This is a genomic window from Klugiella xanthotipulae (assembly GCF_006716695.1).
GTDB lineage: Bacteria > Actinomycetota > Actinomycetes > Actinomycetales > Microbacteriaceae > Klugiella > Klugiella xanthotipulae.
Genome location: NZ_VFPN01000001.1, coordinates 1,178,660 through 1,203,186 on the forward strand (window position 1 = coordinate 1,178,660; position 24,527 = coordinate 1,203,186).

Sequence of the window (24,527 nt, forward strand, 5' to 3'; positions counted from 1 at the left end):
AGCGACGATGACGGCGCGCGGCGGGATGTCTAGGCTCCTAGGACACAGTCCCCGCGGCACGCCCACCGGGCGGCCGCATCCACCACGACATTAACGACGGAGTTAATTATGTCCATACTCACACGCAGACCCCCGCATCGGGGGCGGAGGTTGATCGCGATGCTCACCGCGCCCGTGATGGCGCTGGGCTTCATGGTGTCAACGGCCCTCCCCGCCCAGGCCAACGAACCCGCGGTTGGCAGTTCAACCGTTGTGCCCATCCAGGTAACGGGTGACCCGCAGGAGCGCTTCTCGCTCGTCATCCTGGGCGACGGCTACACGGCCGCCGAGATGCCGCTCTTCCGGGAGCAGGTCGAGGAGCACCTGAACGTGATGTGGAGCATTGAGCCCTACAAGAGCTATCGCAACTACTTCAACGTGTACGCGGTCGAGATCGTCTCCGGCGAGTCGGGCGTGAGCTGCGACAACCAGCTGACCTCAGGCACAAAGAACACCCCGCTGAAGATGGCCTTCTGGGGCGGCTGTAACGCGAGCAGCGTGCAGCGACTCCTGACGGTCAACAGCACCCTCGCCAAGCAGTACGCCGCCACCGCACCCAAGGTGGACCAGATTCTGGCTCTCGCCAACAGCGACACGTATGGCGGCGCTGGCGGATCGTACGCCACGGCCAGCGGCGGAAACGCCCTCTCCGCTCTCATCTCACCCCACGAGTTGGGGCACTCCCTCGGCGGACTCCAAGACGAGTACGACTACTACAGCCGCGGTGTCACCACCGGTAACTACACGGGCAGCGAGCCCAGCTCGGCACACCACACGCTCCTCACCGAGCAGCAGATGGTGGACCAGAAGAAAAAATGGTGGCGATGGATGGGTGAACCCAGCGAATCCGGCGGGATCATCGGCCGTTACGAGGGCGGCCAGTACTACTCGACGGGGGTGTACCGGCCCAGCCGCCACTCACAGATGAAGACCCTCGGCTACCAGTACGACCAGGTCTCACGCGAAATCATGACCGAAAAAATCTCGGCAAAGACCAAGCTGGTGCCCCGCTCCACACCAACGAATGCACCGGTCGCCGAAAACTCCATCCTCTGGGTCGAGACGGCCCACCCGGTCTACCATGAGCTCGATGTGACCTGGGCCATCAACGGCACACCCGTGACCGACACCAACAACTCGCGACAGTTCTCCCTGGAGGATCACGGTGCCCGGGCGGGCGACACCGTCACGGCCACCACCGTAGACAACACCGAGTACGTGCGCGACCCCGCGCTGCGGGGCCGCGCATCCATGACCCAGGTGCGCACCTGGACCGTGGGTGACACAACCGTGAGTCGCGGTGATACCGCACCAAAGTTCACCCAGTCCAGCCCCACCACCCGGCCCACCGGGGCCACGGAGGTGCTCTACGTTGAAACGTCACACATGGAGGATCGCGTCTTCGACGTGCAATGGACGCTCGACGGGACACCCGTACCCAACCCCAGCCAATCCCGCAACCTCGCCCTGGCGCGGCTGGATCTTACGGCGGGTTCGCACACCGTGACGGCGACCGTGAGCGACCCGACCACGCGCGGGGCACCCTCCGACACCACCTCCTGGACCGTCGATAACGGCAGCCCCACGGTTACGGCCCAGGTGACCGCACCCATCGCGGTGACCCAGAACGGCACGGGCGAGCCGCACTACACCGTCAACGAGTCGTTTGCCCTGAAACTCACGCCCGCGGATGACCAGCCCGGCTACGTGGTCACCGAGTTCCGCCTCGACGGCGATGGCTGGCACAACTACTACGGGTGGCCCACCGATAAGGAGGCACCGTTCCTGTTCACCCCCACCGGCACCAACATTGACGACCTGGTTTACGGCAACCTGGGCACCGGCGGCATGTCGCTCTCCCCGTTCCAGGACCGCGAACCCGGTTACGGCACCCACCGCGTCGAATATCGGGCCACGGATGCCGCCGGCAATATCGGCGAGGTCGGAGCGTTCACCGTCACCGTGCTGGGCGGCGACGACGCCGACCCTCGCCAGGTGATTATGGCCACAGCCACCGGCGCACCGCTCACCCTCACGGTGTCACGCACCGACCCGATCACGCTGCCACCGGTGGCCCTCACGGGTGTCGATCAGGTGACGAGCGGCTCGCTGCACCCGATGCGGGTGGCGGATGCCCGCGGCACGGCCGTGGGCTGGGGCCTAACCGGCCAGGTCTCCGACTTCACGAGCGGGAAGGGGACCATCCTGGCCAATAACCTGGGCTGGCGACCCAGCGCATCCGTGACCGGCGGTGGCCTACCCACAACGGAGTCGGACGCCAGCGTCGTGCGCGCGGGCGGCACGGCCGCACCCGGCTCGGGACTCGGCTCACCACTCAGCCTCTGCGCGGCGGACAGCGGTCACAGCTCGGGCAGCTTTACCTGCGGTGGCGGGCTTGACCTTGGTATACCGGGGGCCAGCAGGCTGGGCACCTACACGGGCATCCTCACCCTGACCCTCATTTAGCGGGACGATACCTCGGGGGCTCGGATCACGCCGGTTGGTGCGAGCCCCCGCAGCGAGTGGGTCATCCCCCACCGGATCGCACGCTCACGGCGTTATCCCCACCCGACACCGCGTCGCCCCCGCTCCCCCAAACCTCCGACATGTGGCGGATGCGCCCGCGCCACGCCCTCCCTAAGCTGCACGTTAACGTTGCCCGGGGTCTCTTCGGGGAAGGCCAACCCCACCCCGGCGCGTGTCGTGTTTCATGTTGTATAACGAGGGAGTTATTAAATGTCTACACCCCACCCCGGCGCACAGCGCCGCCGGGCAACCCGCTGGCTCGCGTGCGCCACGGTACCGCTGATGGCCGGAACGCTCGTTCTCTCCTCCTCCGCGATTGCCGCCGCCGCCCCGGCACCCGCAACACCCACCTTTGTGGACGGCCTCTCGCAGGCGGTCTTTACCAAAACCTCCAGCGAGTGGATTCGCCAGGAGGTCTGGGTAGAGAGCGAGGTGGACTCGGATGGTGACGGTAAAAATGACCTCGTCCACATCGACGTCACCCGAGTCCCCGAGACCAACACGGCGGGGCTGAAAGTCCCGGTCATCATGGAGATGAGTCCCTACTATGCGGGCGGCAGCACCGTCCCCAACTGGTCGGTTGACCACGAGATCGGCTCGGCCCCCACCAGCAAGGCCAACTTTGCCGCCCCCGCAGCACCCAAAACCAGCCCCAAAGTTTCGAGCACATTTGAATCCACCTGGGTTCCCCGCGGCTTCGCCATTGTGCACGCCGAATCTCTCGGCAGCGGCTTCTCCGAGGGGTGCCCCACCACCGGGGGAACCAACGAATCCCTCGGCGGCAAGGCCGTGGTCGATTGGCTAAACGGCCGCACCACGGGCTACACGAGCGCCAACCGCACCGGGGCCGTCACCGCGAACTGGGCGACGGGATCCGTCGGCATGATCGGCACCTCCTACAACGGCACACTCCCCGTGGGAGTGGCCAGCACCGGGGTGGAAGGCCTCGACGCGATTGTGCCCATCTCGGCGATCTCCAGCTGGTACAACTACTACCGCTCCAACGGCGCGGTGCGCGCGCCCGGCGGTTACCAGGGTGAGGATGCGGATGTCCTCGCCGACTACGTCCACACCCGCCTGCCCCAGGCCACCTGCAAGCCCGTCATCGCCGACCTCGCCGCCCAGCAGGATCGCAACACCGGCGACTACAGCTCCTTCTGGGACGAGCGCAACTACCTGAACAACGCAGACAAGATTAAGGCGGCCACCCTCGTGGCGCACGGCCTCAACGACTGGAACGTGATGACCAAGAACGCCTCCGACCTCTACGAGGCCGTGAAAGCGAACGGCACCCCGCACCAGATCTATCTGCACCAGGGCGGCCACGGCGGGGCACCCAACGACACACTGCTCAACCGCTGGTTCACCCGCTACCTGTACAAGCAGAACAACGGGGTGGAGAACCTGAACAAGGCGTACATCCAGCGCGAGGATAAGACCCTCGTCGAGTACGCCGACTGGCCCGATGCCGCGGCCACCCCCGTATCGCTCAACCTCACCTCCTCCGCCACGCCCAACGCGCTCGGCGTGCTGGACTTCAAACTCGACACGAGCGGAAAGACCGAGACGGTGACGGATGACGCCACCAAGAAGGCCGCCGCGCTGGCCGCCGCCGCCACCTCCGCGAACCGGCTCGTCTACCAGACCCGCCCACTCACGGACTCCGTGCGGCTATCCGGCACACCCACGGTGTCACTCAACGTGGCGGTGGACCGCACGAAGGCCAACCTCACAGCACTGCTCGTGGAGTACCCGGCGACGGGCTCACCGAAGATCATCACGCGGGGCTGGATGGATGTGGAGAACCGCAACTCGGCCGCCGCGACCGACCCCATCACGGCGGGAAAGGCGTACCAGTTCAGCTTCGACTTCGAGCCAAAGGACTACATCTTCAGCACCGGCTCACGCATCGGTGTCGTCGTGATGTCCTCCGATAACGAGTACACGGTTCGTCCGGCGACGGGTACCACGCTCACGGTGAACCCGGCGAAATCCTCAGTTTCACTGCCCCTCGTTGGCGGCGCACAGAAGCTCGCCACGAGCCTCGGCGCAAGCGAGCCCGGCACTAACTACCAGGTCATCACGGCCAGTGTCTCGGGCTCTCCCCTGACCCTGACCGTGTCGAGCACCGACCCCGTGACAATGACCCCCGTCACCCTCACGGGCATCGACCAGGTGACGAGCGGTAACCTGCACCCCGTGCAGGTGGTTGATTCCCGCGGCACCTCGGCCGGCTGGGACCTGACCGGTCAGGTCTCCAACTTCACGAGCGGAAAGGGCACCATCCTGGCCAACAACCTCGGCTGGAGCCCGAAAGCCGAGACCTACGTGGGCACACTACCCACAGCTCCCGGCGAGGCCAGCCTTGTGAACGCGGGAACCACGGCCACCCCCGGCACGGGTCTCGGCGAGGCCAAGACGCTGTGCGCCTCCCCCACCGGGCAGAGTTCGGGCAGCTTCACCTGCTCCGGCGGGCTCAACCTGGGTATCCCGGGTGCCACGCGTGTGGGCACCTACACGGGTATTCTGACGCTCACGCTGATCTAACCGGATGAACAGGTGAGGCCCGCACCGATCACTCGGCGCGGGCCTCACCACGTTAACCGGATCGACGCATCAGGAACCGAGCGGGATGCGCACGAGCGCCTCCCCGGCACCGGCAACGATCTCCAGCCACCCCGGCCGCGGGCCCTTCGGCCGACCGTACGTGACGATGCACGTCGCGTTATGCTCATCGCCCCCCGTGCCGAGGCGAAACGGATACTCACGGCCCAGCGAGTCGCGCAGACCCAGCCGAGCCAGGACATCCCCGGGCAGCAAGCCCAACCGTGACGCCTCGTGCCGACTCAGCGGTCCGGGGTCATCGGAGTTCAACCGGTCCAGGAGCTTCAGTTCAAGGAGCACGGAATCCTCACGCAACTCCATGTACACGAAGAAGACGGGCCGTCCTACCACAACGCTGCGGCGGTTAATGATTGTCAGGTCAAGAGTGCTCGTGCCCATGTGGTGTCCTCATCGTTGAGTTTTCTGGGGGCTGAGTACAGGGTAAAGGTTTTTACAGATTAAACGTAGCGATAACCGCCAAATGGTCGCTATGCCCGACCCGGCGTACGGTACTCTCCACCGGGTCAAGGCCCACCGCAAAGATGTGGTCGATGCGGGCCACGGGAAAAATGGTCGGCCAGGTGAAACCCAGCGAGATATCCGACTGGTTGGCCTCGACCGCGTACTCGTAGAGGCGCGAGAGGGCCGGGTCGTCACTCGTGGCGTTAAAATCACCCAGGATGATCGCCCGCTCGTTGGGGTCATTCTTGACCATCTCGGCCAGGTTATTGAGCATCACATCGCGGTCAACCTGCTCCCCGGGGCGAAACGAGGCCGCATGCACCGCGTAGATGCTCACGAGCCCGGCCTCCGTCTCCACATCGAGCGTGATCGCACGCTTCCAGGACAGGCCCAGGGTGAGCGGCTGCTCGTTTCGAATCGGAAAAACGCTCCACACCCCGAGCGTGCCCACCACATACGAGTACGGATGCGTGTCCGCGAGAGCGGCCGCCGCCTCCGCACTCGCGTCGGTGCTCAGCTCGACGAGGGCAATCACATCGGCCCCGGCATCCACCAGCCCCAGCGCCGACTCCGCGGCGGTACCCGAGGACACCTCCACGTTCTGACTGGCAGCCACGATTGTGCCGCTCGGCGCGGCAGTTGTCGGGGGTGTGAGCGGCACCAGGTGCGGCACAAAAATCAGTGACCAGGCCACGGCGGGGGCCAGCACCACGAGGGCCGCACGCGGCCGCCGGGCAACCAGGGCCACAAGGAGGAGCACCGGGAGGAGCAGACCCAGCCAGGGCAGCGCCGCAGCCACCACCGTGCCCAGCGTGCCACGAATCACACGGTGCCCGATGAAGACCGCGAGCAGCGCGAGGGACACGATCACCACAAACCAGGCGGAGGCACGGCCACGCCGTGAGCGCGGCAATGATGCCGGGCGCGAGGAGCGGGGCGATGCGAACATAGGAGAAGCCTAACCAGCCGACATCCATATCCACCGAATACGTTCTCGGCTACACCCCAGGAGCCATATCCGTGAACCGAGAAAAATGGCCCTGAAAGGCGACCGTGACCGTGCCGGTGGGCCCGTTACGGTGCTTGGCCACAATAAAATCGGCCTCGCCCGCGCGCGGGTTGTCCTTCTCGTAGGCGGACTCGCGGTGCAGCAGGATCACCATATCGGCGTCCTGCTCCAGCGACCCCGACTCACGCAGGTCGCTGATCGCGGGCATCTTGTCGGCGCGCTGCTCGGGCCCACGGTTCAACTGCGAGAGCGCAATCACGGGGACCTCGATTTCCTTGGCCAAGAGCTTGAGCGCGCGCGAAAATTCGCTCACCTCCTGCTGGCGGCTCTCCACCCGCTTCCCGCTCGTCATCAACTGGAGGTAGTCGATCACGACCATCTTGAGCTCATTCTTCTGCTTGAGCCGCCGACACTTCGCCCGGATCTCCACGAGGGTCATATTGGGGCTGTCGTCGATGTAGAGGGGGGCGTCATTGACCCGCGCGGTTGTCGAGGCGATGCGGGTCCAGTCGCGCGGTTCCAGCGTTCCCTTGCGCATAGCCTGCAAGGGGATGGCCGCCTCGGCTGAGAGGAGACGCATCGCAATCTCGGCTCGGCCCATTTCGAGCGAGAAAAACACGGTGGCCTGGCCGTGGCCGACGGAGGCGGCGCGCGCAATATCCAGCGCCAACGTCGATTTACCGAGGGCGGGCCGGGCCGCGATGATGATGAGCTGTCCGGCATGCAGGCCGTTCGTCATCTGGTCCAGCTCCCGGAAACCCGTGGGCACACCGGTCATACCGGATCCGGCGCTCTCGGCGGCCTCAATCTCCTGGACGGCGGCATCCACGGCCACATTGAGCGAGACGTAGTCTTCACTCGTCTTGCCACCCGCTACCGCGTAAATCTCAGCCTGAGCGTTGTTGACAAGATCGGTGGCCTCGCCCTCCCCCGCATAGCCCATCTGCACAATGCGCGTGCCCGCCTCAACCAGGCGGCGTAGCAGGGCGCGCTCTCCCACAATCTCGGCGTAGTAGCCGGCGTTGGCCGCGGTGGGCACCAGGCTCGTGAGCGTGTGCAGGTACTCGGCCCCACCCGCCCGTTGCAGGTCACCGGCTTTGGTGAGCTCATCGGTGACCGCAATCACATCGGTGGGTTCACCGTGGGAGTACAGGCTGAGGATGGCGTCAAAGATCACCTCATGCTTGGGCACGTAAAAATCGGTGCCCCGCACGGCATCGGTCACATCGGCTACCGCATCCTTGCTGAGGAGCATACCGCCGAGCGCGCTCTGCTCCGCGAGCAGGTCGTGCGGTGGTGTGCGCTCCCCGCCGTAGCCCTCGTGGGCCGGGGGAACATCATCCGGGATACCGAGATGCGCAATGGACAACGATTCTCCTTACTAACTAACCGTGAGCCACCCTACCCGGGAAACGGGCAGGATGAGGGGTACAGCACCGAGCGGTTATCCCCACCCTAGGCACTCCATAGCACACCCTCAAACAAGCCTGTGGATAAATCTGTGGATAGACTGCGCGAAACGCCGTAAATCATGTGCAAAAGTCATGTGGATAACTGTGGATAAACATCGGAATAACTTTAAAATATATGCCCTGAACAGGGATTTCAAATCCCACACCCTGTGGATTAAAACTTCTTTGGATAATCGGGTGATGCTTGGGGGTAACCCTGCGGATAACTCTGCGTTTGTCACGAGCAGAGGTGGCGGGTTGGGGAGAATTTTGGGGATAAAAAACGGCTGGCGGGATGCTGTTAAAGCATCCCGCCAGCCGCAGAAGTGTGTGGCTACTTCTTTGCCGCAATCACCTGGAGGGTGATGGTGGCAATGAGGTCCTCCCGCAGACGCACGGTGGCCTGGTAGTCCCCAACGGTCTTGATAGCCGTGGGAATCTCAATCTTGCGCTTGTCCAACTCGGCAATGCCCGCAGCCGACACGGCGGCGGCGATATCGCCGGTCTTGACGGAGCCGAAGAGGCGCCCACCGGTACCGGTCTTCACGGGAAGACGCACGCGGGCGTTCTCCAGCTTGGCCTTGATATCCAGTGCCTCTTCAACGGTTGCCAGCTCGCGGGCGGCACGGGCTGCCCGAATCTGCTCAACCTGCTTCTCGGCTCCACGGCTCCACGAAATCGCGAACCCCTGGGGCAGAAGGTAGTTACGGGCGTAGCCGTTCTTGACCTCGATGACGTCCCCGGGCGCGCCGAGTCCCGTCACCTCGTGGGTCAGAATAATCTTCGACATGGTGGCGAACTCCTAACGGCCAGAGCCGGCGTAGGGAAGAAGAGCCATCTCGCGGGCGTTCTTCACGGCCTTAGCGATCAGGCGCTGCTCCTGAACAGAAACGCCGGTGATACGACGCGCGCGGATCTTGCCACGCTCAGAGACAAACTTACGAAGTGTAGCAACATCCTTGTAATCGATGACGCCAACGGTGATGGACTTCGCGGGGGCGAGGGTCTTTGCACCCTTACCGCTGCGACCGCCCTGCTTGCGGCTTCCGCCGCTCGACTTTCCAGCCATGGTTTCCTAACTTTCTGATAATTCTGCAGTGCCTGGCACGAGTGCCGGCGAAACGTGTGACGAAACTAGAAGGGTGCGTCGTTTCCATCGAAGCTGGCACCGGGGTTAGCCCATCCGTCGTTTGACGGGGGAGCCGCGGCCCACGGCTCGCTCGCGGCGGGGGCTGCTCCACCGGCACCGCCGGGGATAGCACCGGGACCGCGAGACTGCGAGCGGGTGATGGATGCGGTGGCGTACCGGAGGCTCGGGCCGATTTCATCGACGTCGATCTCCATGCTGGTGCGCTTTTCGCCCTCTTTTGTTTCGTAAGAACGCTGCTTGAGGCGACCGGTGGCGATCACGCGCGAGCCCTTCGTGAGCGAACTCGCGACGTGCTCGGCAAACTCCCGCCACACGCTTGCGCGCAGGAAGAGAGCTTCGCCATCTTTCCACTCGTTCGACTGGCGGTCAAAAGTCCGCGGAGTCGATGCGATGGTGAAGGTTGCCAGGGCTACGCCACTCTGAGTGAAACGCAGCTCCGGGTCAGCGGTGAGGTTTCCCACCACGGTGATGACGGTTTCGCCGGCCATAGACTAAGCGCTCTGCTTCGGCGTGGCCTTGGCGGCGCGGGCAGCCTTGGCGGCGTCACGCTCGGCCTGCTCGGCGCGCTGGGCAATGCCCTCGTCGGCGCGGAGGACCTTGGTGCGAAGCACGGCTTCGCTCAGACCCAGCTGACGGTCGAGCTCGTCGGTTGCTTCTGAGGTCGCGGTGAAGTCAACAACGGCGTAGATGCCTTCCGACTTCTTATTGATCTCATAGGCGAGACGTCGCTTGCCCCAGATGTCAACCTTGTCAACACTGCCACCACTCTTGGTGATGACGGCGAGGAACTTGTCCAGGCTGGGTGCCACGGTGCGCTCGTCCACTTCTGGATCGAGGATGACCATGAGTTCGTACTGATGCGTCACTAACCCACCTCCTTCGGACTTAACGGTTACAGACGGTCTGTAACAGGAGGGTAAATAGCATCGTGTTCACGCCAGATAGCGCGAACAACCTTCCGATTGTAGCGTGTTTTTACCCGGCCGCGCAGCACAATCGTGATATTGCCCGGGTGGATCGTCCTGTTTACAGGGAATCCACGAAGTCGCGGATGCTCTGGCCCGCATCCCGCTCGGGTGCCCACCCCGTCTCGGCGCGCAGCCGGTCGGCGGACCCCACAATAACCTGCGGGTCCGTGGGCCGGAACCGCGACGGGTCAGCCACGACCTCGGGGCGCGGACGACCCATCGACTCGCACAGTGCATCCAGAATCTCCCACCCGGAGCGGGCCCGACCCGAGCACACATTGAACACACCCGTGACGGGCTCGGGAGACGTGACCAGGCGCAGATAGGCGTCCGCAACATCCCGCACATCCGAATAGTCGCGCCGCGTGTCGAGGTTTCCCACCGCAAGTGGCTCACCCGGCCGGTGCGCGGCGAGTGCCCGCTGGAGGTCTGGCACCAGGAAGCCGGGCCGCTGGCCCGGACCGATGTGATTGAACGGGCGGGCAATTGCCGTGGCGATACCGCGCCGACCGTAGTAGGCCAGCTGGTTCTCGACCAGCACTTTGCTCACCACGTAGGGCGAGGTGAACTGCACGGGGGCACTCTCGTCAATGGGCGTTTCACCGAGCCCCTGGCCGTACACCGAGCCCGAGCTGACGGCCAGGATACGCGTCTGCCCGGCCCGGCCCTCCCGCAGAATCGCCTCACCCAGGTGGGTGACCATAGCGCTATTAGCACTCAGGTACTCCTGGGGGGCGTCGAAGGATGGACCCACGGCGGCGAGACCGGCGAGGTGGATCACGGCGTCGCCGAGCGCATCCGCCGGCCACTCCTCGGTGAGGTCCGCGCTGAGGTAGCGATGTACCACGCCACTGAGCTCGGGATCGAGCTGTGGCGAGCGCGACACACCAATCACCTCAAGCCCGGCATCAGCGGCCAGGCGGGCTACGTGGCGGCCCACAAAACCGTCCACACCGGTCACGGTCACACGGTTCACGGTCATGCTCTGCCTCTGATAAAAAGCGATACGCGGTGCCTACAGATCCAGGAGGGCGAGGTCGTGGCGCACCATCCGGCTCACGAGGCCCGGGAAATCTACCTCACGCTTCCAGCCGAGCACCTTCTCGGCCTTCGCCGGGTTCCCCAAGAGGATGTCCACCTCGGCCGGGCGCATGAACGCGGGGTTCTGCACCACGTAGGGGCGCCAATCATCAACGCCGATCTCGGCAAAGGCGAGGGTCAGGAATTCCTCGATTGAGTGCGTCTCACCGGTGGCGAGCACAAAGTCGTCGGGCACATCATGCTGCACCATCAGGTGCATCCCGCGCACAAAGTCTCCGGCGTAGCCCCAGTCTCGCTTGGGCCAGAGGTCGCCCAGCTCGATGGTGTCTTGCAGACCCGCCTTGATTCGGGCAACGGCGTGCGTGATCTTGCGGGTGACGAACTCCACACCCCGGCGCTCGCCCTCGTGATTAAAGAGGATGCCGCAGGTCACGAACATCCCGTAGCTCTCGCGGTAGTTTTTGGCAATCCAGTGGCCGTAGAGCTTGGCCACACCGTAGGGGCTGCGCGGGTGGAACAACGAACTCTCGTCGTACCCCTGGCCCGGGCGGTTGTAGTCGAGGCCACCAAACATTTCGGAGGTGGAGGCCTGGTAGATGCGTGTCTTCTCGGCGCGACCCGTGAGCCGCACAGCCTCCAGGACATTGAGCACACCCTTGCCCGTAACATCGGCGGTGAGGGTGGGGTTCTTGAACGAGTAGCCCACATGACTGACAGCAGCAAGGTTGTAGAGCTCATCGGGGTCGGTGAGATCCACGGCCCGGATCAGCGACGTGGGATCGGTGAGATCACCCTCCACCAGGTTGATCCACGGCATCTCGGCCTCCAGCGCAACCCGACGCGGGTTGCTCTGGCCACGGATCAGACCGTGCACCTCGTATCCCTCGTTGTGCAGCAGCTCGGCGAGATGTCCGCCATCCTGGCCGGTAATACCCGTGACGAGTGCGACTTTCCCCTGTGGCATAGTGCCCCTATTCTTTTTAGCGTTCTCTGGGTCCCGACCCGTGATTCTGTTGGAGTATAGCAAGACCGGTGCGGCATCTGGCTGTGGGCAGGGTTTCTTCACCCTGGATACCGCACCGAAAATATTCTCGCAGGCCGACCCCGCACCCCGGCGCTCCCGAATTGATGCGAACTCAGCGTTCCGCATTAGGGTAGAGACCTGTGACTGGAATCATTGTGCATGAGTGGCTGGAACCGCACGGCGGAGCCGAGTACGTTGTCGAGCAGTTGGCCGCAGAATACTCACAGGCTCGAATCGTCTGCCTGTGGGACGACGCCCCCACTCGATTTGCACCCGGACGAGTGATCGAGACGTGGCTGGCCCGAACACCCTTGCGCCGCAGCAAGGCCCTCTCGGTGCCGATTATGCCGTTCGTCTGGCGTCGACTGAAAGCCCCCGAAGCCGACTGGATGTTGTGCAGCTCACACCTCTTTGCGCACCACGCCCGGTTCCCGCGGTGGAAACGCACGCCGCAGAAATTTGTCTATACCTATACCCCCGCACGGTATATCTGGTACCCGGAGCTCGATCAGCGCGGGAACAACCCGATCGTGCGTCTCATCACCCCGCTGCTGCGCCGCATTGACCGCGCCCGCGCACGGGAAGCGACGAGCTATGCCGCGATAAGTAACGTGATTGCGGAGCGAATTCGGGAGTGCTGGGGCCGTGAGAGTGTGGTCATTTACCCCCCGGTTGATGTGACCGTTTTTACCTCAGGCAGCGCGGCCGACCTGACGCCGGAGGATGCGGCCATCCTGGCATCGCTACCCGATGGCTTTGTGCTGGGAGCCTCCCGATTCATTCCCTACAAGCGGCTTGAAGATGTGATCGAGTTTGGTCGGCATACCGGCGCACCCGTTGTGCTGGCCGGTGACGGACCACACCGCGAGGAACTCGTACGGGTAGCCGCCGCAAGCGAGGCCGAGGTCACGTTTATCCCGCGCCCGTCGCAGCCACTCCTCCGCGAAATGTATCGCAGGGCGCGCGTTTTTGTTTTCCCGCCGGTGGAAGATTTTGGCATCATGCCCGTCGAGGCGATGGCCACAGGCACTCCCGTGGTGGCCCGCAATGTGGGCGGGGCGACCGAAACCGTTGTGGATGGAAAGACCGGTGCCCTCCTCGCCGATTTCAGCGCCGAGAGCTGCCGCGACGCGCTCCGCCGAGCAGAACAGGCCCGCCCCGAAGACTGCGTGGCGCGGGCCTGGGAGTTTGACCGCTCCGTGTTTCTCAAAAACATTAGGGCCTGGCTGCCGAAAACGTAACCCGGCTGGTACCGCACCGGGCCTTCAGCGCAGCTTCAGCATCCGAATGCGAAGGTTACGCTGGTGGTTCAGACCAGGAAAAGAGGTTATCGTTGCGGATTCTGGTGGTAGAGGACGAGGTGCGCCTGGCATCAGGCCTGCGCTCGGGTCTGGAGGCCGAGGGGTGTGCAGTGGATGTGGCCCACAACGGGACGGACGGCCTGTGGCTGGCCAGGGAGAAGCCCTACGACGTCATCGTGCTCGACATCATGCTGCCCTACCTCAATGGCTACCAGGTGTGCCAGGCGCTGCGCGACGAGGAAAACTGGACGCCCATCATCATGCTCACCGCCAAGGATGGCGAGTGGGACCAGGTGGAGGGTCTGGATACCGGAGCCGATGACTACCTGACCAAGCCGTTTTCGTTTGCGATCCTGCTGGCGCGCATCCGGGCTCTGCTGCGACGCGGGGCCCAGGAGCGGCCCGCGGAGCTTGTTGCGGGCGACCTGCGCTACGACCCGGCCGCACGCACCACCTGGCGCGGCGATACCCGGGTGGAACTCACCTCACGGGAGTCGGCGGTGCTCGAATACCTGCTACGGCACCGGGGTGAGGCCGTGTCGAAGCGCAATATTTTGGACCACGTATGGGACGACGATTTTGAGGGCGACCCCAACATTGTGGAGGTCTATATACGGCACCTGCGCAACAAGGTGGATCGGCCGTTTGGGCGAACCGCCATCGAGACGCTGCGGGGGGCCGGATACCGGCTGGCGAGCAACGGTGGCTGAGCGCGGCGAGCGCGGCCGGCCCTGGCGCTCGGTACGACTGCGGGCCGCCGGTGCCGCCGTGGCCGTGCTGGCCGTGGTGTTGGTCATCGGAGCCAGCCTGGCGCTGCGCTACGCCCGCGAGGCATTCCCCGTTACCGATGTGACCGCGGCCGCACAATCCCAAGCGAACTTCCTCGCGGAACGACTCGCCTCGGGGCAGGAGGCCGGGGAGCTGGTGGAGGAGTTCGCGGATAGCGACGACCTCATCCAGATCCTCAGCCCCACCGGGCTGGTGATCGCGGCCTCCGATGACCTTGAGGGTGCCGACCCGATCGTGTCGGACGCCTGGCCCCTTCAGCTGGTGCTCCGCGAGGACTCCGATGACGATGAGGACAGTGACTCGGACCGGGATGAGGCCCTGTTTACGATGGTAAACCAGGTGATCCCGGCCGATGCCCAAAATAACGCCGGGGTAACCGTGCTCGTGGGCCGCAGCACCGAGGACCCCGAGCTGTCGGTGCGGGTGGTCCTGGTGATGTTTGTCGTAGCGATCCCGACAATCCTGGTCGTGGTGGGCCTACTCACCTGGTGGTTGACGGGCCGCGCGATGCGGCCGGTTGAGCTGATGCGGCGGGAGGTGGAGGAGATCAGCTCGTCGAGTCTTGATCGGCGGGTGGCACACCCGGGCGGACGGGACGAGATCGCGAGCCTCGCAACAACCATGAACTCGATGCTCGCACGGCTCGACTCCGCCCAGGCAGCCCAGCGACAGTTTATTTCGGATGCCTCGCACGAGCTCCGCTCACCCCTCGCGGCAATCCGGCAGAATGCGGAGGTCGCAGCAACCTACCCGGGGGCACTCGGCGACGACGAACTGGCCCGCCTCACCCTGGCGGAAACCCTGCGGATGCAGCGGCTGGTGGAGTCACTACTCATACTCACCCGCTCAGATGAACGACGGTTACACATTCCGCCCACCCCGGTTGACCTCGACGACCTCGTGCTCGCTGAGGCCCACCGGCTGCGGAGCAGCGGGACGGTCACGGTTGAAACAGCCGACGTCTCCGCCGCGCAGGTGCGGGGCAGCGAGGGCCTGCTCGGCCAGGTACTGCGCAACCTCGTGGACAACGCGGCGCGACACGCGCGCAGCACCGTGACGCTGAGCCTCACGGAAGACGCCAGCGGGGTGACGCTCACGGTGGACGATGACGGTGCGGGCATCCCCGAGGCCGACCGAGAGCGCGTATGTGACCGCTTTGTGCGGCTCGATGAGGCGCGGGCTCGCGACGATGGTGGGTCGGGTCTGGGGCTCGCAATTGTGCGAGACATTGTGGCGGCACACGGGGGGAAGGTGGTGATCGGCGCGGCCCCGAGCGGCGGAGCCCGGGTGCGGGTGTTTCTGCCCGCACGGCTGTGAGCGCGGGTTTCTGAAGGCGGCTTCAGGATACTTCAGGAACGCTTCAGCACCCGGTTGAGAGGGTACGGGTATGAACAACAACGAAACCCCCGAGAGCACACCCACCACACCGGTCACCCCGGGCCAGGAGGCCGACTCACAGCCCACGGTGCAGCAGCCGATATTCCCGGAACCGCCCGCACAGCCCGGCGCCGAGGCGTTTGCCAACGCGTATGCCGGTGGAAACGCTGGGGGCGGATACCCGGCTCCGGGCGCACCGACAGGCCCGGCATCCACCCCCAAGAAGTGGTGGCTGATCGGCGGAGCAGCCGCGGCCGGTCTGGTCCTGCTGGGCGGCGGCGTGGCCGTCGGTGCCAACGCCTTTGACGACGACCGGGACCAGCCGTACACCGTGACAACACACCGGACGCCGGACGACAGCAGCACCGGGAACCGGGGAGATGAGGTAGACCGCTTCGACGACAACGACCACCTCAACGATGCGGATGAGGACCGGCAAAACATCGCCGAGGATACCGACGGTCTGACCGTGCGCGGTGACGACGTTGTGCTCGACGACGCGACGCTCACCCGCGTGAAGGATGCCGCGCTGAAAGCGGCCGGGGGAACCGGCGGCGTGGTGACCGACCTCGACGTGGAGTGGAGCAGCCGCAACGGCACCGTCTACGAGGTCGAGGTGCAGCGAGCGGACGGTACCGAGGCGGATATCTTCCTCAATGGCGACCTCACCACACTGCGGGTTGACGAGGACGGATTCGCCAACTAGGAGCTCCGATCCAGGCGACACCGCCGCTACCCGAAGAACACCGAGAAGTGGTCGTGCCCGTACGTGCCGGACAGGCGGACCCACCCCCCGTGTGTCAGAGTAGACGCAGGATCATGCCAGCGCTCAAATTCACCGACCCCGACACCGGACAGCCCAGCCTGCTCAGCCGATTGCTGCTCGGGCTGCTGGGCATCGCCCTGATGGCGATTAGCGTGCCCATCCACACCGTCCTCTACGGCACCCCCCTCGCCCTCGCGTTTGTGCTCGGAGCCCTGCACTGTGGGGCCCTGCCCCTGGCCGTGCGGATGCCGCGGCTCGCGGTTGCCCTGTCGCTCACTGCCGTCCTGCTGCTGCAATCGCTCAGCAGCGCATCCGTTGACGGACCCTGGCCGTGGTCGGTGACCCTGCTGATCACGCAGAGCGCCGTGATCGCGGTGCTCGCCCTCACCGCCCGCTGGTCGGTGGCCATCATGGCCTGGCTGCTGAGCGTTCTGGTCTCGGCCCTCGTGATCGCCGCCACCATCCCCCGATACCCGGAGGCCGATGGCTCCGTCGCCAACACGGTTGTCTTCACCTGTATCTCGGGGGGTGCCCTGGGCATCTCCCTTCTCCTGGCGCAGCGACGCAGCATCCGCGCGCAGCTCGTGCACGAGCGGCAGACGACGGCCGCCGAGCAGGCGCGCCGCGAGCTGATGGAGGAGCGCAACCGCATCGCCCGCGAACTGCACGACGTGGTCGCCCACGGTATGTCGGTCATCCAGGTGCAGGCCACCTCGGCCCGGTACCGGCTATCCGGCATGGACGAGACCACGGCCAGCGAGTTTGACGAGATCGGGGCAACCGCCCGCACCGCCCTGACCGAGATGCGGCAGTTGCTGGGCGTGCTGCGCAGCACCGACCCGGCCGAGCTGGGCCCACAGCCCTCGCTGCACGACATCCCCGGTCTCGTGGAGTCGAGCAGGAGGGCGGGCAACCCGGTGACGCTCGCGTGGTCACCCGACATCACCGCGCACCCCACCCCCGGCCCGGTGGCCCTCGCCGCCTACCGTATTGTGCAGGAGTCCATCAGCAACGTGGTGCGGCACGCGCCCGAGGCGGAGACCCTCGTTGCCGTTGAACGCGAATCGGGCAGTGTGCGGGTGACGGTACGCAACGAGCCGCCACCGCGACCACCGCTGGCCGACCGCGACCGTGGCGGGCACGGTCTCGTCGGGATGCGCGAGCGCGTGGCCCTGCTGGGCGGCACGCTGGAACACGGCCCCACCCCCGAGGGCGGGTACCGGGTGTGCGCACTGCTACCCTCGCCGGACCCCGGAACAGCGCCGGGACGGGAATCCACCACCAACCCCCATTCTCAGGAGAAACCGTGACCATTTCCGTCCTGATTGCCGACGACCAGGCCATGGTACGCGCCGGCTTTGCCGCCATTCTCGACGCCCACGAGGGCATCACCGTTGTGGGCCAGGCCTGCGACGGGGCCGAGGCCGTCACCCTGTCACGCCGACTCCGACCCGATGTGGTGTTGATGGATGTGCGGATGCCCGTCATGAACGGTATCGACGCCACGCGTGAACTCACCCACCCCAGCCGGGGCGACCACCACACCCCCCTCATCCTCGTGCTCACCACCTTCGACATTGACGAGTACGTGCACGACGCACTGCGGGCCGGGGCAAGTGGTTTCCTGCTGAAGGATGCCCTGCCCGAGGATCTCGTGCAGGCCGTACGTGTCATCGCGGCCGGGGAGGCCCTGATCGCGCCGCGCGTGATGAAGCGGCTGATCGAACGGTTCGCCGAGACCGCACCGACACAGCCTGGCCGCGCGGTCGAGCTCAACGATCTCACCGACCGCGAGCGCGAGGTACTCACACTCGTGGGGCGCGGTCTCTCCAACACCGAGATTGCTGCGCAACTTTTTGTGGCTGAGCAGACCGTCAAAACCCACGTCAGCAAAATCTTCAGCAAGCTGGGACTGCGCGACCGGGTGCAGGCCGTCGTGCTCGCCTACGACACGGGCCTGGTAGAGCCACACCGGTAGACGGTGAGACCCCACCGGGGGTGACATCCGGGGTGGCAAAACACCCCCTACCGGGGTAGGGGTGCACAATCACTCCCCGGGGTGATGGGTCCACCTGCACCGCCGTTTTACTCTTCATGTGCCGACGGACAGGCCGTCGCACCGAGGAGAGCATCATGACACTGGTTGGTCCGGCCCCCACGCCCACCCAGACGGCAACGCCACGCGCAGCGCCGCCCGCCGGGTCGCACCGCGACCGCAGCATCGACCTGGCCCGCGCCTTCTGCCTCGTTGTCGTGGTCGCGCTGCACTCCATGATGGTCGGCGTAAGCATCGGCCCGCACGGCCCACTGCTCGAAAACGCCCTCGAAAACCGTGACTGGTTTGCCCCCGTCAGCTGGGTCGTCCAGGTAATGCCCCTCTTCTTCATCGTGGGCGGATACTCCAGCATCACCCACTGGCGGCGGATGCGCGAGCGCGGTCACAGCGCGAGCGACTATGTGAGCGCCCGCATTCACCGCCTGCTCACCCCCACACTCGCCGTGATCGCCACGGCCGGCACCAGCCTGCTCGTGATGTCGATGAGCGGAGTCCCGGCCGAGATCGTCGCCACCGCCGGCTTCCGCCTCAGCCAGCCGCTCTGGTTCCTGGGTGTCTACGTGCTGTGCTCGGCAGCCGTGCCGCTGCTCGTGCGCCTGCACGAATCGCGCCCTGTGGCAACCCTGGGCGTCCTGCTCGGCGCCATCGCCGCGGTGGACACCATCCGCTTCATCTCCGGCATCGAGGCAATCGGGTTCCTCAACCTCCTCTTCGTCTGGCTGTGCGTGCAGCAGCTGGGCTTCTGGCTAGCCGATAACCGCTTCGAGGGGTTGAGCCGCACCGCACGCATCCAACTCGGGGTGAACGCACTGCTCGCCCTGCTGGTGCTCTCCATCGGCGGCCCCTACTCGCTCGACATGATCGAGAACCTCAACCCGCCAACCCTGTGCCTGGTACTGCTCGGCCTGGCCCAGCTGTGCGCGTTCACTCTCGTGCGCGACCGCCTGCGGCTGCTCGCCGAACACCCCCGGGCGAAGGCAATCATGGACGGCATCAACACCCGCTCGATGACCATCTACCTCTGGCATATGCCGGTTCTTCTCGTCTTTGCTGCGATTCTTCTGCTCGCCCAGATCTCGCTGCCCGCACCCGTGACCGGCGACTGGTGGGCCACCCGCCCGCTGTGGCTGGCAGCCGTGGGCCTGGCCCTCATCCCGGTCGTCCGGCTCACCGGGCGGCTGGAGAATATGCGGCTCGCGATGCCGTTTCTTGGCACCTCGACCCCCGTGCGTGTGCGCACCGGGATTGCCGTGCTGCTGGGAGCCGGCGGCGTCCTCGTCCTGCTCGTGACGGGTCTGTCCCTGGTTGGCATTGGCATCGCACTCGTGATGATGACGAGTGCCGTGCTACTGGCCACGCTGCGCCTCGCGGCTGCCCGTGCACCCGCCCGAGCGGCCACGCAGATATATGCTGACGGCCGTATCCACCGTCACTAGAATGGGCCGAACACTGTCGTTATGGAACCATCTCCCGGTGTGCTCGTTCACTGTCACGCACCACGGCCGGATGCCATAAGAAATGAGGACCCGGTGAACCGGTACGAACACAAGCCCTGGCTCGCCTCCTACGCCGAAGGCGTTCCACCCGAAATTGAGACGCCCACTCAATCCCTCGTGGATATGCTGGATGACTCAATCACCCGGTTCCGCCACCGAGTCGCCCTCGAATTTTTTGGTGCCACCACCACCTACGCCGAGCTCGGCGATCAGGTAGCCCGTGCGGCCGAAGGCCTCCGCCGGGTGGGGGTCGCTCCCGGTGACCGCGTGGCGATTGTGCTCCCCAACTGTCCGCAACACGTCGTCGCCTTCTACGCGGCCCTGCGCGTCGGTGCCATCGTGATTGAGCACAACCCGCTGTACACCGCGCGCGAGCTACGCCACCAGTTTGAAGACCACGGTGCCCGAGTGGCGATTGTCTGGGACAAGGTGCACGATACCGTGAGTGATTTCCCGGCGGATATCCCCATCGATCACCTCATCTCGGTCACCCTGCCGGAAGCCCTGCCTCTGGGTAAACGCCTCGCCCTGCGGCTGCCCGTGCCCCGAGCCCGTCAGACCCGAGCGGCGATGACCGCCACCCCCTCGGCCCGCCGCGTTTTCACCTGGAAAACCCTGCTCAAGAACCGCCGCATCGCCAAGCGCTACGTGCGACCCGGTGTGGGTGATATTGCGCTCTTGCAGTACACGAGCGGAACGACCGGGACACCCAAGGGGGCCATCCTCACCCACGGTAACCTGCGAGCCAACGCCATGCAGGGCCAGGCCTGGGTGCCCGGGCTGCGCGAGGGTGAGGAGACCTTCTACGGTGTGCTCCCCCTCTTTCACGCTTACGGGATGACCCTCTGCCTCACCTACGCGATGGCCATGGGCGCGCGGCTCGTACTGTTCCCCACGTTTGACGTAGATATGGTGATCGCGGCCACCCGGAAGTCACCGCCCACGTTCCTGCCCGCCGTGCCGCCCATCTACGAGCAGTTAGCCCGGGCCTCCGAGCGGCGTGGAGTCGATCTCTCGAGCATCCGTTTTGCCATCTCGGGGGCCATGTCGCTGCCGGTGGCCACGGTCGCCCGCTGGGAGGAGGCCACAGGCGGCCTGCTCGTGGAGGGCTACGGAATGACCGAGGCCTCCCCCATCGCCCTCGGAAACCCCATGGGTGCCACGCGGCGCCCCGGCACCGTGGGGGTGCCATTTCCGAGCACGGAGATCCGCGTGGTGAACCCCGACGATCCGCACGAGGACCGCAACGCGAACGAATCGGGCGAGTTGCTCGTGCGGGGGCCTCAGGTATTCCAGGGATACTGGGGGCGCGACAGCGACACCGCGGCCACCCTCCTCCCGGGCGGATGGCTGCGCACGGGGGACATTGTCACGGTATCCGAGGACGGCTTCGTCACGGTCATTGATCGCGTCAAGGAAATCATCATTACCGGCGGCTTCAATGTGTCCCCCTCCGAGGTCGAGGAGGTGCTCCTCCGTCACCCCGATATCGAGGGTGCCGCGGTCGTGGGCCTTCCCCGCACCTCGGGTGGTGAGGATGTTTCGGCCGCGGTGGTACTCCGGGAGGGCACCACATTTGACTCGGAGGCTCTGCGGGACTTCTGTCGTCAGAACCTCACGGCCTACAAGGTTCCCAAACGCGTCATCGCCGTGAGCGACCTGCCCCGCTCGCTCATCGGCAAGGTCCTGCGACGCACCGTGCGCGACGAATTGATCGCACTACGCGACTCGTAGGACTCCCCCACCCACACCGTCCGCCACGTTCAGGGGTTCGGGCTACCCTGGTGGGGGCGTGAAACGATTTTTCACGTAAAACGGAGAAAGGGTGGATGCGGTGCCGATAGCTGACAACGCGGGCGTGCGACCGCTCACCGTCAGCCTTGTTTCGTTCCACACCTCCCCGCTCGACCTGCCCGGGCGGGGCGACGCCGGTGGTCTCAACGTGCAGGTGCTGGCCCTCGCCGACACTCTCACGGCCCGTGGCCACCGCGTATCCATCCTCACCCGACGCCACGGCCGCGATCAACCCGAACGCGCCCTCACCCCCGGTGGCGCCGAGGTGCTGGCGCTGCCCGCGGGCCCACTCGGGCCGCTCCGCAAAGAGCAGCTACCGAAGGTCGTGGCCGAGTTTAGTGACCATCTCGCCGCGCTGCCCACCCCCGACGTCATCCACTCACACTACTGGCTCTCGGGGCTCGCGGCGCAGCCCGTGGCCGCAGGTCTCGGCATCCCACACGTACTCAATCTGCACACGGTTGTGGCGCTCAAAGATGAACATCGGGCTCCCGGCGACAGCCCCGAATCTCCCGAACGCTGCGCCTCCGAGCGGATGCTCACCCGCTCGGGGGATACCGTGGCAGGCAGCGAGCGGGAGCGCGACGCCATCATCCGGCACTATGGCCCCGCCCCCGAGCGGGTGCACCACATCCCACCCGGTGTGGATACCGACCTGTTCTCCCCCGCGCGAGCAGCGAATTCCCCGGCCCCACTGCGCGCACTCCCCCACGGCTACCTGGCGGTGCTGGGCCGGGTGCAACCACTCAAGGGCCAGGATCTGGCGATTCGCCTGCTCGCCGCCCTGCCCGCAGCCGCCCGGCCCGATCTGGTGCTCGCAGGGGAACCGACCCTCGGGCAGGAGGACTACGCGACCGGATTACGTGCCCTCGCCACCTCGCTCGGCGTGGCCGAGCGGGTACATTTTTTACCCGCGCGCTCCCGGGCAGACGCGGCGGCACTGCTCGCCGGAGCCCGCTTGGCGCTCGTACCCTCGCACTCCGAAACGTTTGGGCTGGTTGCCCTCGAAGCGGCCGCCTCGGGCACACCCGTGCTGGCGCAGCGCACCACGGGTCTTATCGAGTCAATATCGGATGGTGAGAGCGGTATCCTCTGCGACGGCCGGGACCCGGAGACGTGGGCCCGAGAGGCCGCGAGGCTTCTGGATGACCCGACTCGGCTGGATGGACTCTCCCGCAGCGCCCGCGACTGGGCCCACAACCATTCCTGGGAGGCGCACGCCGCACGAGTGGAAGATCTTTACGCGCGACTAGCGGGTGCGACAACTTCTCCGGTCGCTCGCATCTGACTGCCGCTGGGGGCCTCCTCCTTGTCTGCTCAGTTGTTGTCAGGTTGTTCGTGGTTAGTGGTGCCACCATCGTTTTTTGGGTGTGGGTTTGTTGCGTTCTTCTTCGGCGCGGCGTTGTGCTTGCGCGGCTTCATACAGGGGATCACCGGGGACGCGTGAGCCGGCACCGGCTTTAGGTTGCACGAAGGGTTCATCGTCTTCGAGTCTCGGCGCGATGAGTCCTCGTGTGGTGGGTCGTTTTTTCTCTCCTGATCCGCTACCGGCCGGGGCGCCGCCCATCATGCCCATCCCACCACGAGCACCACCCGTGCCCGTGGGGGTCGTGCTCGCGGGTGCGGGTTTGAGTCCTGTACCGCCCGGGGTGTTACCACCACCCAGGACCACACCGCCGCCGCCCAGGCCGCCCGTGCTGAGTTTCGCGGCCCCTACGGCTACTCCCGCACCCGCGATACCCCCGAGGACACCGCCGGTACCGTTCCCTAAACCGCCCGTGGTACCGCCACCAGAACCACTGCCGTCATCCGCGGACGTGTCTCCGGGATAGTACGGAGACTCAGGATCCCACACGATTCCATCACCCGGCAGCGTACCACCACCGCCACCACCGCCACCGCCGTCACCGGGGCCGGTACCGCCACCACCGCCCGGGCCACCACCGCCGTCACCGGGGCCGGTACCACCGCCACCGCCCGGGCCACCACCGCCGCCGCCGGGGGGTGTTATGCCCGGGACCGTGGAACCCGGGCCTGGGAAAACCGGGCCCCCACCACCGGGTGTTTCAAGACCACCGGTCCTACCCCGTTCAAGCGGGTCCGGATAGTCATACTCCGGCGGAACATCACTACCCGCTTCAGGCTTCTGGTAGCCCTCTCCTGGCCACAGCTCCTTCACGCTGCTTGTGATGCGTTGGGCGATGATTTGTGTAGCGGAAGCGAGTTCTTTGACGGCTTTCTGTGCTTCCTGTTCACGCTGAGCCGCAAGAGCAGACTCGGCAGTCACGATACCGGCCGCGCTGATAATCGTGCCCAACCCCGGGAGGAGAACCGTTCCTCCCGCGATCACCGCCGCTTTATCCACGGGGCTGAGAGCAATTCCCTGGATCTCCTCATACGCATCACGCGCGAAATCAATCAGCATATTCGCCGACTCCACCACACGAGCAATCTCCGCAATAGAACGAGAACTATACGAAAGCTTACGCCCGTCAACATCGAGCTTGTCGCGCGCGGCATCCGCTGATTTCCCGTCCCACCCCGGGTTACCCGCGACCACTTTCATCGCTGCCGCAGCAGTATCGGCCACGGTCGCGATCCGCACAAAATCACTGTTATTCCACTTCGATCGGTACGCCGATTCATACAAGAGTTCTTCGTAGTAGCCCATATC

At 65.4% G+C, this 24,527-nt stretch carries 21 protein-coding genes; 11 read left to right on the forward strand and 10 right to left on the reverse strand.

What is annotated here, in order from left to right; genetic code table 11:
- The first annotated feature begins 159 nt into the window (after positions 1–159).
- A complete protein-coding gene (locus FB466_RS05325; protein WP_141916444.1) occupies positions 160–2,505 on the forward strand; it encodes a M64 family metallopeptidase in 2,346 nt (781 codons plus the stop codon).
- Positions 2,506–2,775: 270 nt separating this feature from the next.
- The gene (locus tag FB466_RS05330; protein ID WP_211344758.1) at positions 2,776–5,112 is read left to right on the forward strand and encodes a Xaa-Pro dipeptidyl-peptidase; all 2,337 of its coding nucleotides are present in this window, start codon (positions 2,776–2,778) and stop codon (positions 5,110–5,112) included.
- 69 nt (positions 5,113–5,181) lie between these two features.
- Here the strand turns inward: FB466_RS05330 and FB466_RS05335 are convergent, their stop codons facing one another.
- From FB466_RS05335 to FB466_RS05375, 9 genes are all read right to left on the reverse strand, one after another.
- Complete coding sequence (locus tag FB466_RS05335) at positions 5,182–5,568, reverse strand: hypothetical protein (protein WP_141916445.1); 387 nt, start codon at positions 5,566–5,568, stop codon at positions 5,182–5,184.
- 52 nt (positions 5,569–5,620) lie between these two features.
- A complete protein-coding gene (locus FB466_RS05340; protein WP_141916447.1) occupies positions 5,621–6,580 on the reverse strand; it encodes an endonuclease/exonuclease/phosphatase family protein in 960 nt (319 codons plus the stop codon).
- 49 nt (positions 6,581–6,629) lie between these two features.
- Positions 6,630–8,009 carry a replicative DNA helicase gene (gene dnaB, locus FB466_RS05345; RefSeq protein WP_141916448.1) on the reverse strand — a complete coding sequence of 460 codons (1,380 nt, stop codon included), beginning with the start codon at positions 8,007–8,009 and terminating at the stop codon, positions 6,630–6,632.
- 416 nt (positions 8,010–8,425) lie between these two features.
- A complete protein-coding gene (rplI, locus tag FB466_RS05350; RefSeq protein ID WP_141916450.1) occupies positions 8,426–8,881 on the reverse strand; it encodes a 50S ribosomal protein L9 in 456 nt (151 codons plus the stop codon).
- 12 nt (positions 8,882–8,893) lie between these two features.
- Positions 8,894–9,160: a 30S ribosomal protein S18 gene (rpsR, locus tag FB466_RS05355; RefSeq protein WP_141916452.1), complete on the reverse strand. Its 267-nt coding sequence runs from the start codon at positions 9,158–9,160 to the stop codon at positions 8,894–8,896.
- A 65-nt stretch (positions 9,161–9,225) separates the two neighbouring features.
- Positions 9,226–9,729, reverse strand: a complete 504-nt coding sequence (locus tag FB466_RS05360; protein ID WP_141916454.1) for a single-stranded DNA-binding protein — start codon at positions 9,727–9,729, stop codon at positions 9,226–9,228.
- A gap of 3 nt (positions 9,730–9,732) precedes the next feature.
- Entirely contained in the window at positions 9,733–10,086 is a 354-nt protein-coding gene (rpsF, locus tag FB466_RS05365; RefSeq protein WP_425460897.1) for a 30S ribosomal protein S6, read from the reverse strand.
- Positions 10,087–10,267: 181 nt separating this feature from the next.
- The gene (locus tag FB466_RS05370) at positions 10,268–11,191 is read right to left on the reverse strand and encodes an NAD-dependent epimerase/dehydratase family protein (RefSeq protein ID WP_141916457.1); all 924 of its coding nucleotides are present in this window, start codon (positions 11,189–11,191) and stop codon (positions 10,268–10,270) included.
- A gap of 33 nt (positions 11,192–11,224) precedes the next feature.
- A complete protein-coding gene (locus FB466_RS05375) occupies positions 11,225–12,214 on the reverse strand; it encodes a GDP-mannose 4,6-dehydratase (protein ID WP_141916458.1) in 990 nt (329 codons plus the stop codon).
- Positions 12,215–12,414: 200 nt separating this feature from the next.
- Here FB466_RS05375 and FB466_RS05380 point away from each other — a divergent pair, with 200 nt between their 5' ends.
- The 9 genes from FB466_RS05380 (at position 12,415) to FB466_RS05420 (ending at position 23,141) form a co-directional block, all read left to right on the forward strand.
- Positions 12,415–13,515, forward strand: coding sequence for a glycosyltransferase (locus tag FB466_RS05380; RefSeq protein ID WP_141916460.1), 1,101 nt, complete (start codon positions 12,415–12,417; stop codon positions 13,513–13,515).
- Between the two features lie 92 nt (positions 13,516–13,607).
- Positions 13,608–14,285: a response regulator transcription factor gene (locus tag FB466_RS05385; RefSeq protein ID WP_141916462.1), complete on the forward strand. Its 678-nt coding sequence runs from the start codon at positions 13,608–13,610 to the stop codon at positions 14,283–14,285.
- Positions 14,278–15,681, forward strand: coding sequence for a sensor histidine kinase (locus FB466_RS05390; RefSeq protein ID WP_211344759.1), 1,404 nt, complete (start codon positions 14,278–14,280; stop codon positions 15,679–15,681). Before FB466_RS05385 ends, FB466_RS05390 begins: the two co-directional genes overlap by 8 nt.
- Before the next feature lie 70 nt (positions 15,682–15,751).
- Positions 15,752–16,447 carry a PepSY domain-containing protein gene (locus FB466_RS05395; protein WP_141916463.1) on the forward strand — a complete coding sequence of 232 codons (696 nt, stop codon included), beginning with the start codon at positions 15,752–15,754 and terminating at the stop codon, positions 16,445–16,447.
- A gap of 113 nt (positions 16,448–16,560) precedes the next feature.
- The gene (locus FB466_RS05400; RefSeq protein WP_141916465.1) at positions 16,561–17,817 is read left to right on the forward strand and encodes a sensor histidine kinase; all 1,257 of its coding nucleotides are present in this window, start codon (positions 16,561–16,563) and stop codon (positions 17,815–17,817) included.
- Positions 17,814–18,485, forward strand: coding sequence for a response regulator (locus tag FB466_RS05405; RefSeq protein WP_141916467.1), 672 nt, complete (start codon positions 17,814–17,816; stop codon positions 18,483–18,485). The genes FB466_RS05400 and FB466_RS05405 overlap by 4 nt, the downstream gene beginning before the upstream one ends.
- A 155-nt stretch (positions 18,486–18,640) precedes the next feature.
- Positions 18,641–19,999 carry an acyltransferase family protein gene (locus FB466_RS05410; RefSeq protein WP_170206036.1) on the forward strand — a complete coding sequence of 453 codons (1,359 nt, stop codon included), beginning with the start codon at positions 18,641–18,643 and terminating at the stop codon, positions 19,997–19,999.
- Positions 20,000–20,092: 93 nt separating this feature from the next.
- On the forward strand, positions 20,093–21,793 hold the full coding sequence (locus tag FB466_RS05415; RefSeq protein WP_246054530.1) for a long-chain-fatty-acid--CoA ligase: 1,701 nt from the start codon (positions 20,093–20,095) through the stop codon (positions 21,791–21,793).
- Positions 21,794–21,893: 100 nt separating this feature from the next.
- On the forward strand, positions 21,894–23,141 hold the full coding sequence (locus FB466_RS05420; protein ID WP_170206037.1) for a glycosyltransferase: 1,248 nt from the start codon (positions 21,894–21,896) through the stop codon (positions 23,139–23,141).
- Between the two features lie 54 nt (positions 23,142–23,195).
- Here the strand turns inward: FB466_RS05420 and FB466_RS05425 are convergent, their stop codons facing one another.
- Positions 23,196–24,524: a hypothetical protein gene (locus tag FB466_RS05425; RefSeq protein WP_141916474.1), complete on the reverse strand. Its 1,329-nt coding sequence runs from the start codon at positions 24,522–24,524 to the stop codon at positions 23,196–23,198.
- Between the last annotated feature and the right edge of the window lie 3 nt (positions 24,525–24,527).

Excerpts from the sequence above, each read along its gene's own strand:
- FB466_RS05370 (WP_141916457.1), bottom strand. The coding sequence starts at position 11,191 with ATGACCGTGAACCGTGTGACCGTGACCGGTGTGGACGGTTTTGTGGGC.
- FB466_RS05425 (WP_141916474.1), bottom strand. The coding sequence starts at position 24,524 with ATGGGCTACTACGAAGAACTCTTGTATGAATCGGCGTACCGATCGAAG.
- FB466_RS05325 (WP_141916444.1), top strand. The coding sequence starts at position 160 with ATGCTCACCGCGCCCGTGATGGCGCTGGGCTTCATGGTGTCAACGGCC.
- FB466_RS05340 (WP_141916447.1), bottom strand. The coding sequence starts at position 6,580 with ATGTTCGCATCGCCCCGCTCCTCGCGCCCGGCATCATTGCCGCGCTCA.
- FB466_RS05410 (WP_170206036.1), top strand. The coding sequence starts at position 18,641 with ATGACACTGGTTGGTCCGGCCCCCACGCCCACCCAGACGGCAACGCCA.
- FB466_RS05400 (WP_141916465.1), top strand. The coding sequence starts at position 16,561 with ATGCCAGCGCTCAAATTCACCGACCCCGACACCGGACAGCCCAGCCTG.
- rpsF (WP_425460897.1), bottom strand. The coding sequence starts at position 10,086 with ATGGTCATCCTCGATCCAGAAGTGGACGAGCGCACCGTGGCACCCAGC.
- FB466_RS05360 (WP_141916454.1), bottom strand. The coding sequence starts at position 9,729 with ATGGCCGGCGAAACCGTCATCACCGTGGTGGGAAACCTCACCGCTGAC.
- FB466_RS05335 (WP_141916445.1), bottom strand. The coding sequence starts at position 5,568 with ATGGGCACGAGCACTCTTGACCTGACAATCATTAACCGCCGCAGCGTT.
- rplI (WP_141916450.1), bottom strand. The coding sequence starts at position 8,881 with ATGTCGAAGATTATTCTGACCCACGAGGTGACGGGACTCGGCGCGCCC.
- FB466_RS05375 (WP_141916458.1), bottom strand. The coding sequence starts at position 12,214 with ATGCCACAGGGGAAAGTCGCACTCGTCACGGGTATTACCGGCCAGGAT.
- rpsR (WP_141916452.1), bottom strand. The coding sequence starts at position 9,160 with ATGGCTGGAAAGTCGAGCGGCGGAAGCCGCAAGCAGGGCGGTCGCAGC.
- FB466_RS05395 (WP_141916463.1), top strand. The coding sequence starts at position 15,752 with ATGAACAACAACGAAACCCCCGAGAGCACACCCACCACACCGGTCACC.
- FB466_RS05330 (WP_211344758.1), top strand. The coding sequence starts at position 2,776 with ATGTCTACACCCCACCCCGGCGCACAGCGCCGCCGGGCAACCCGCTGG.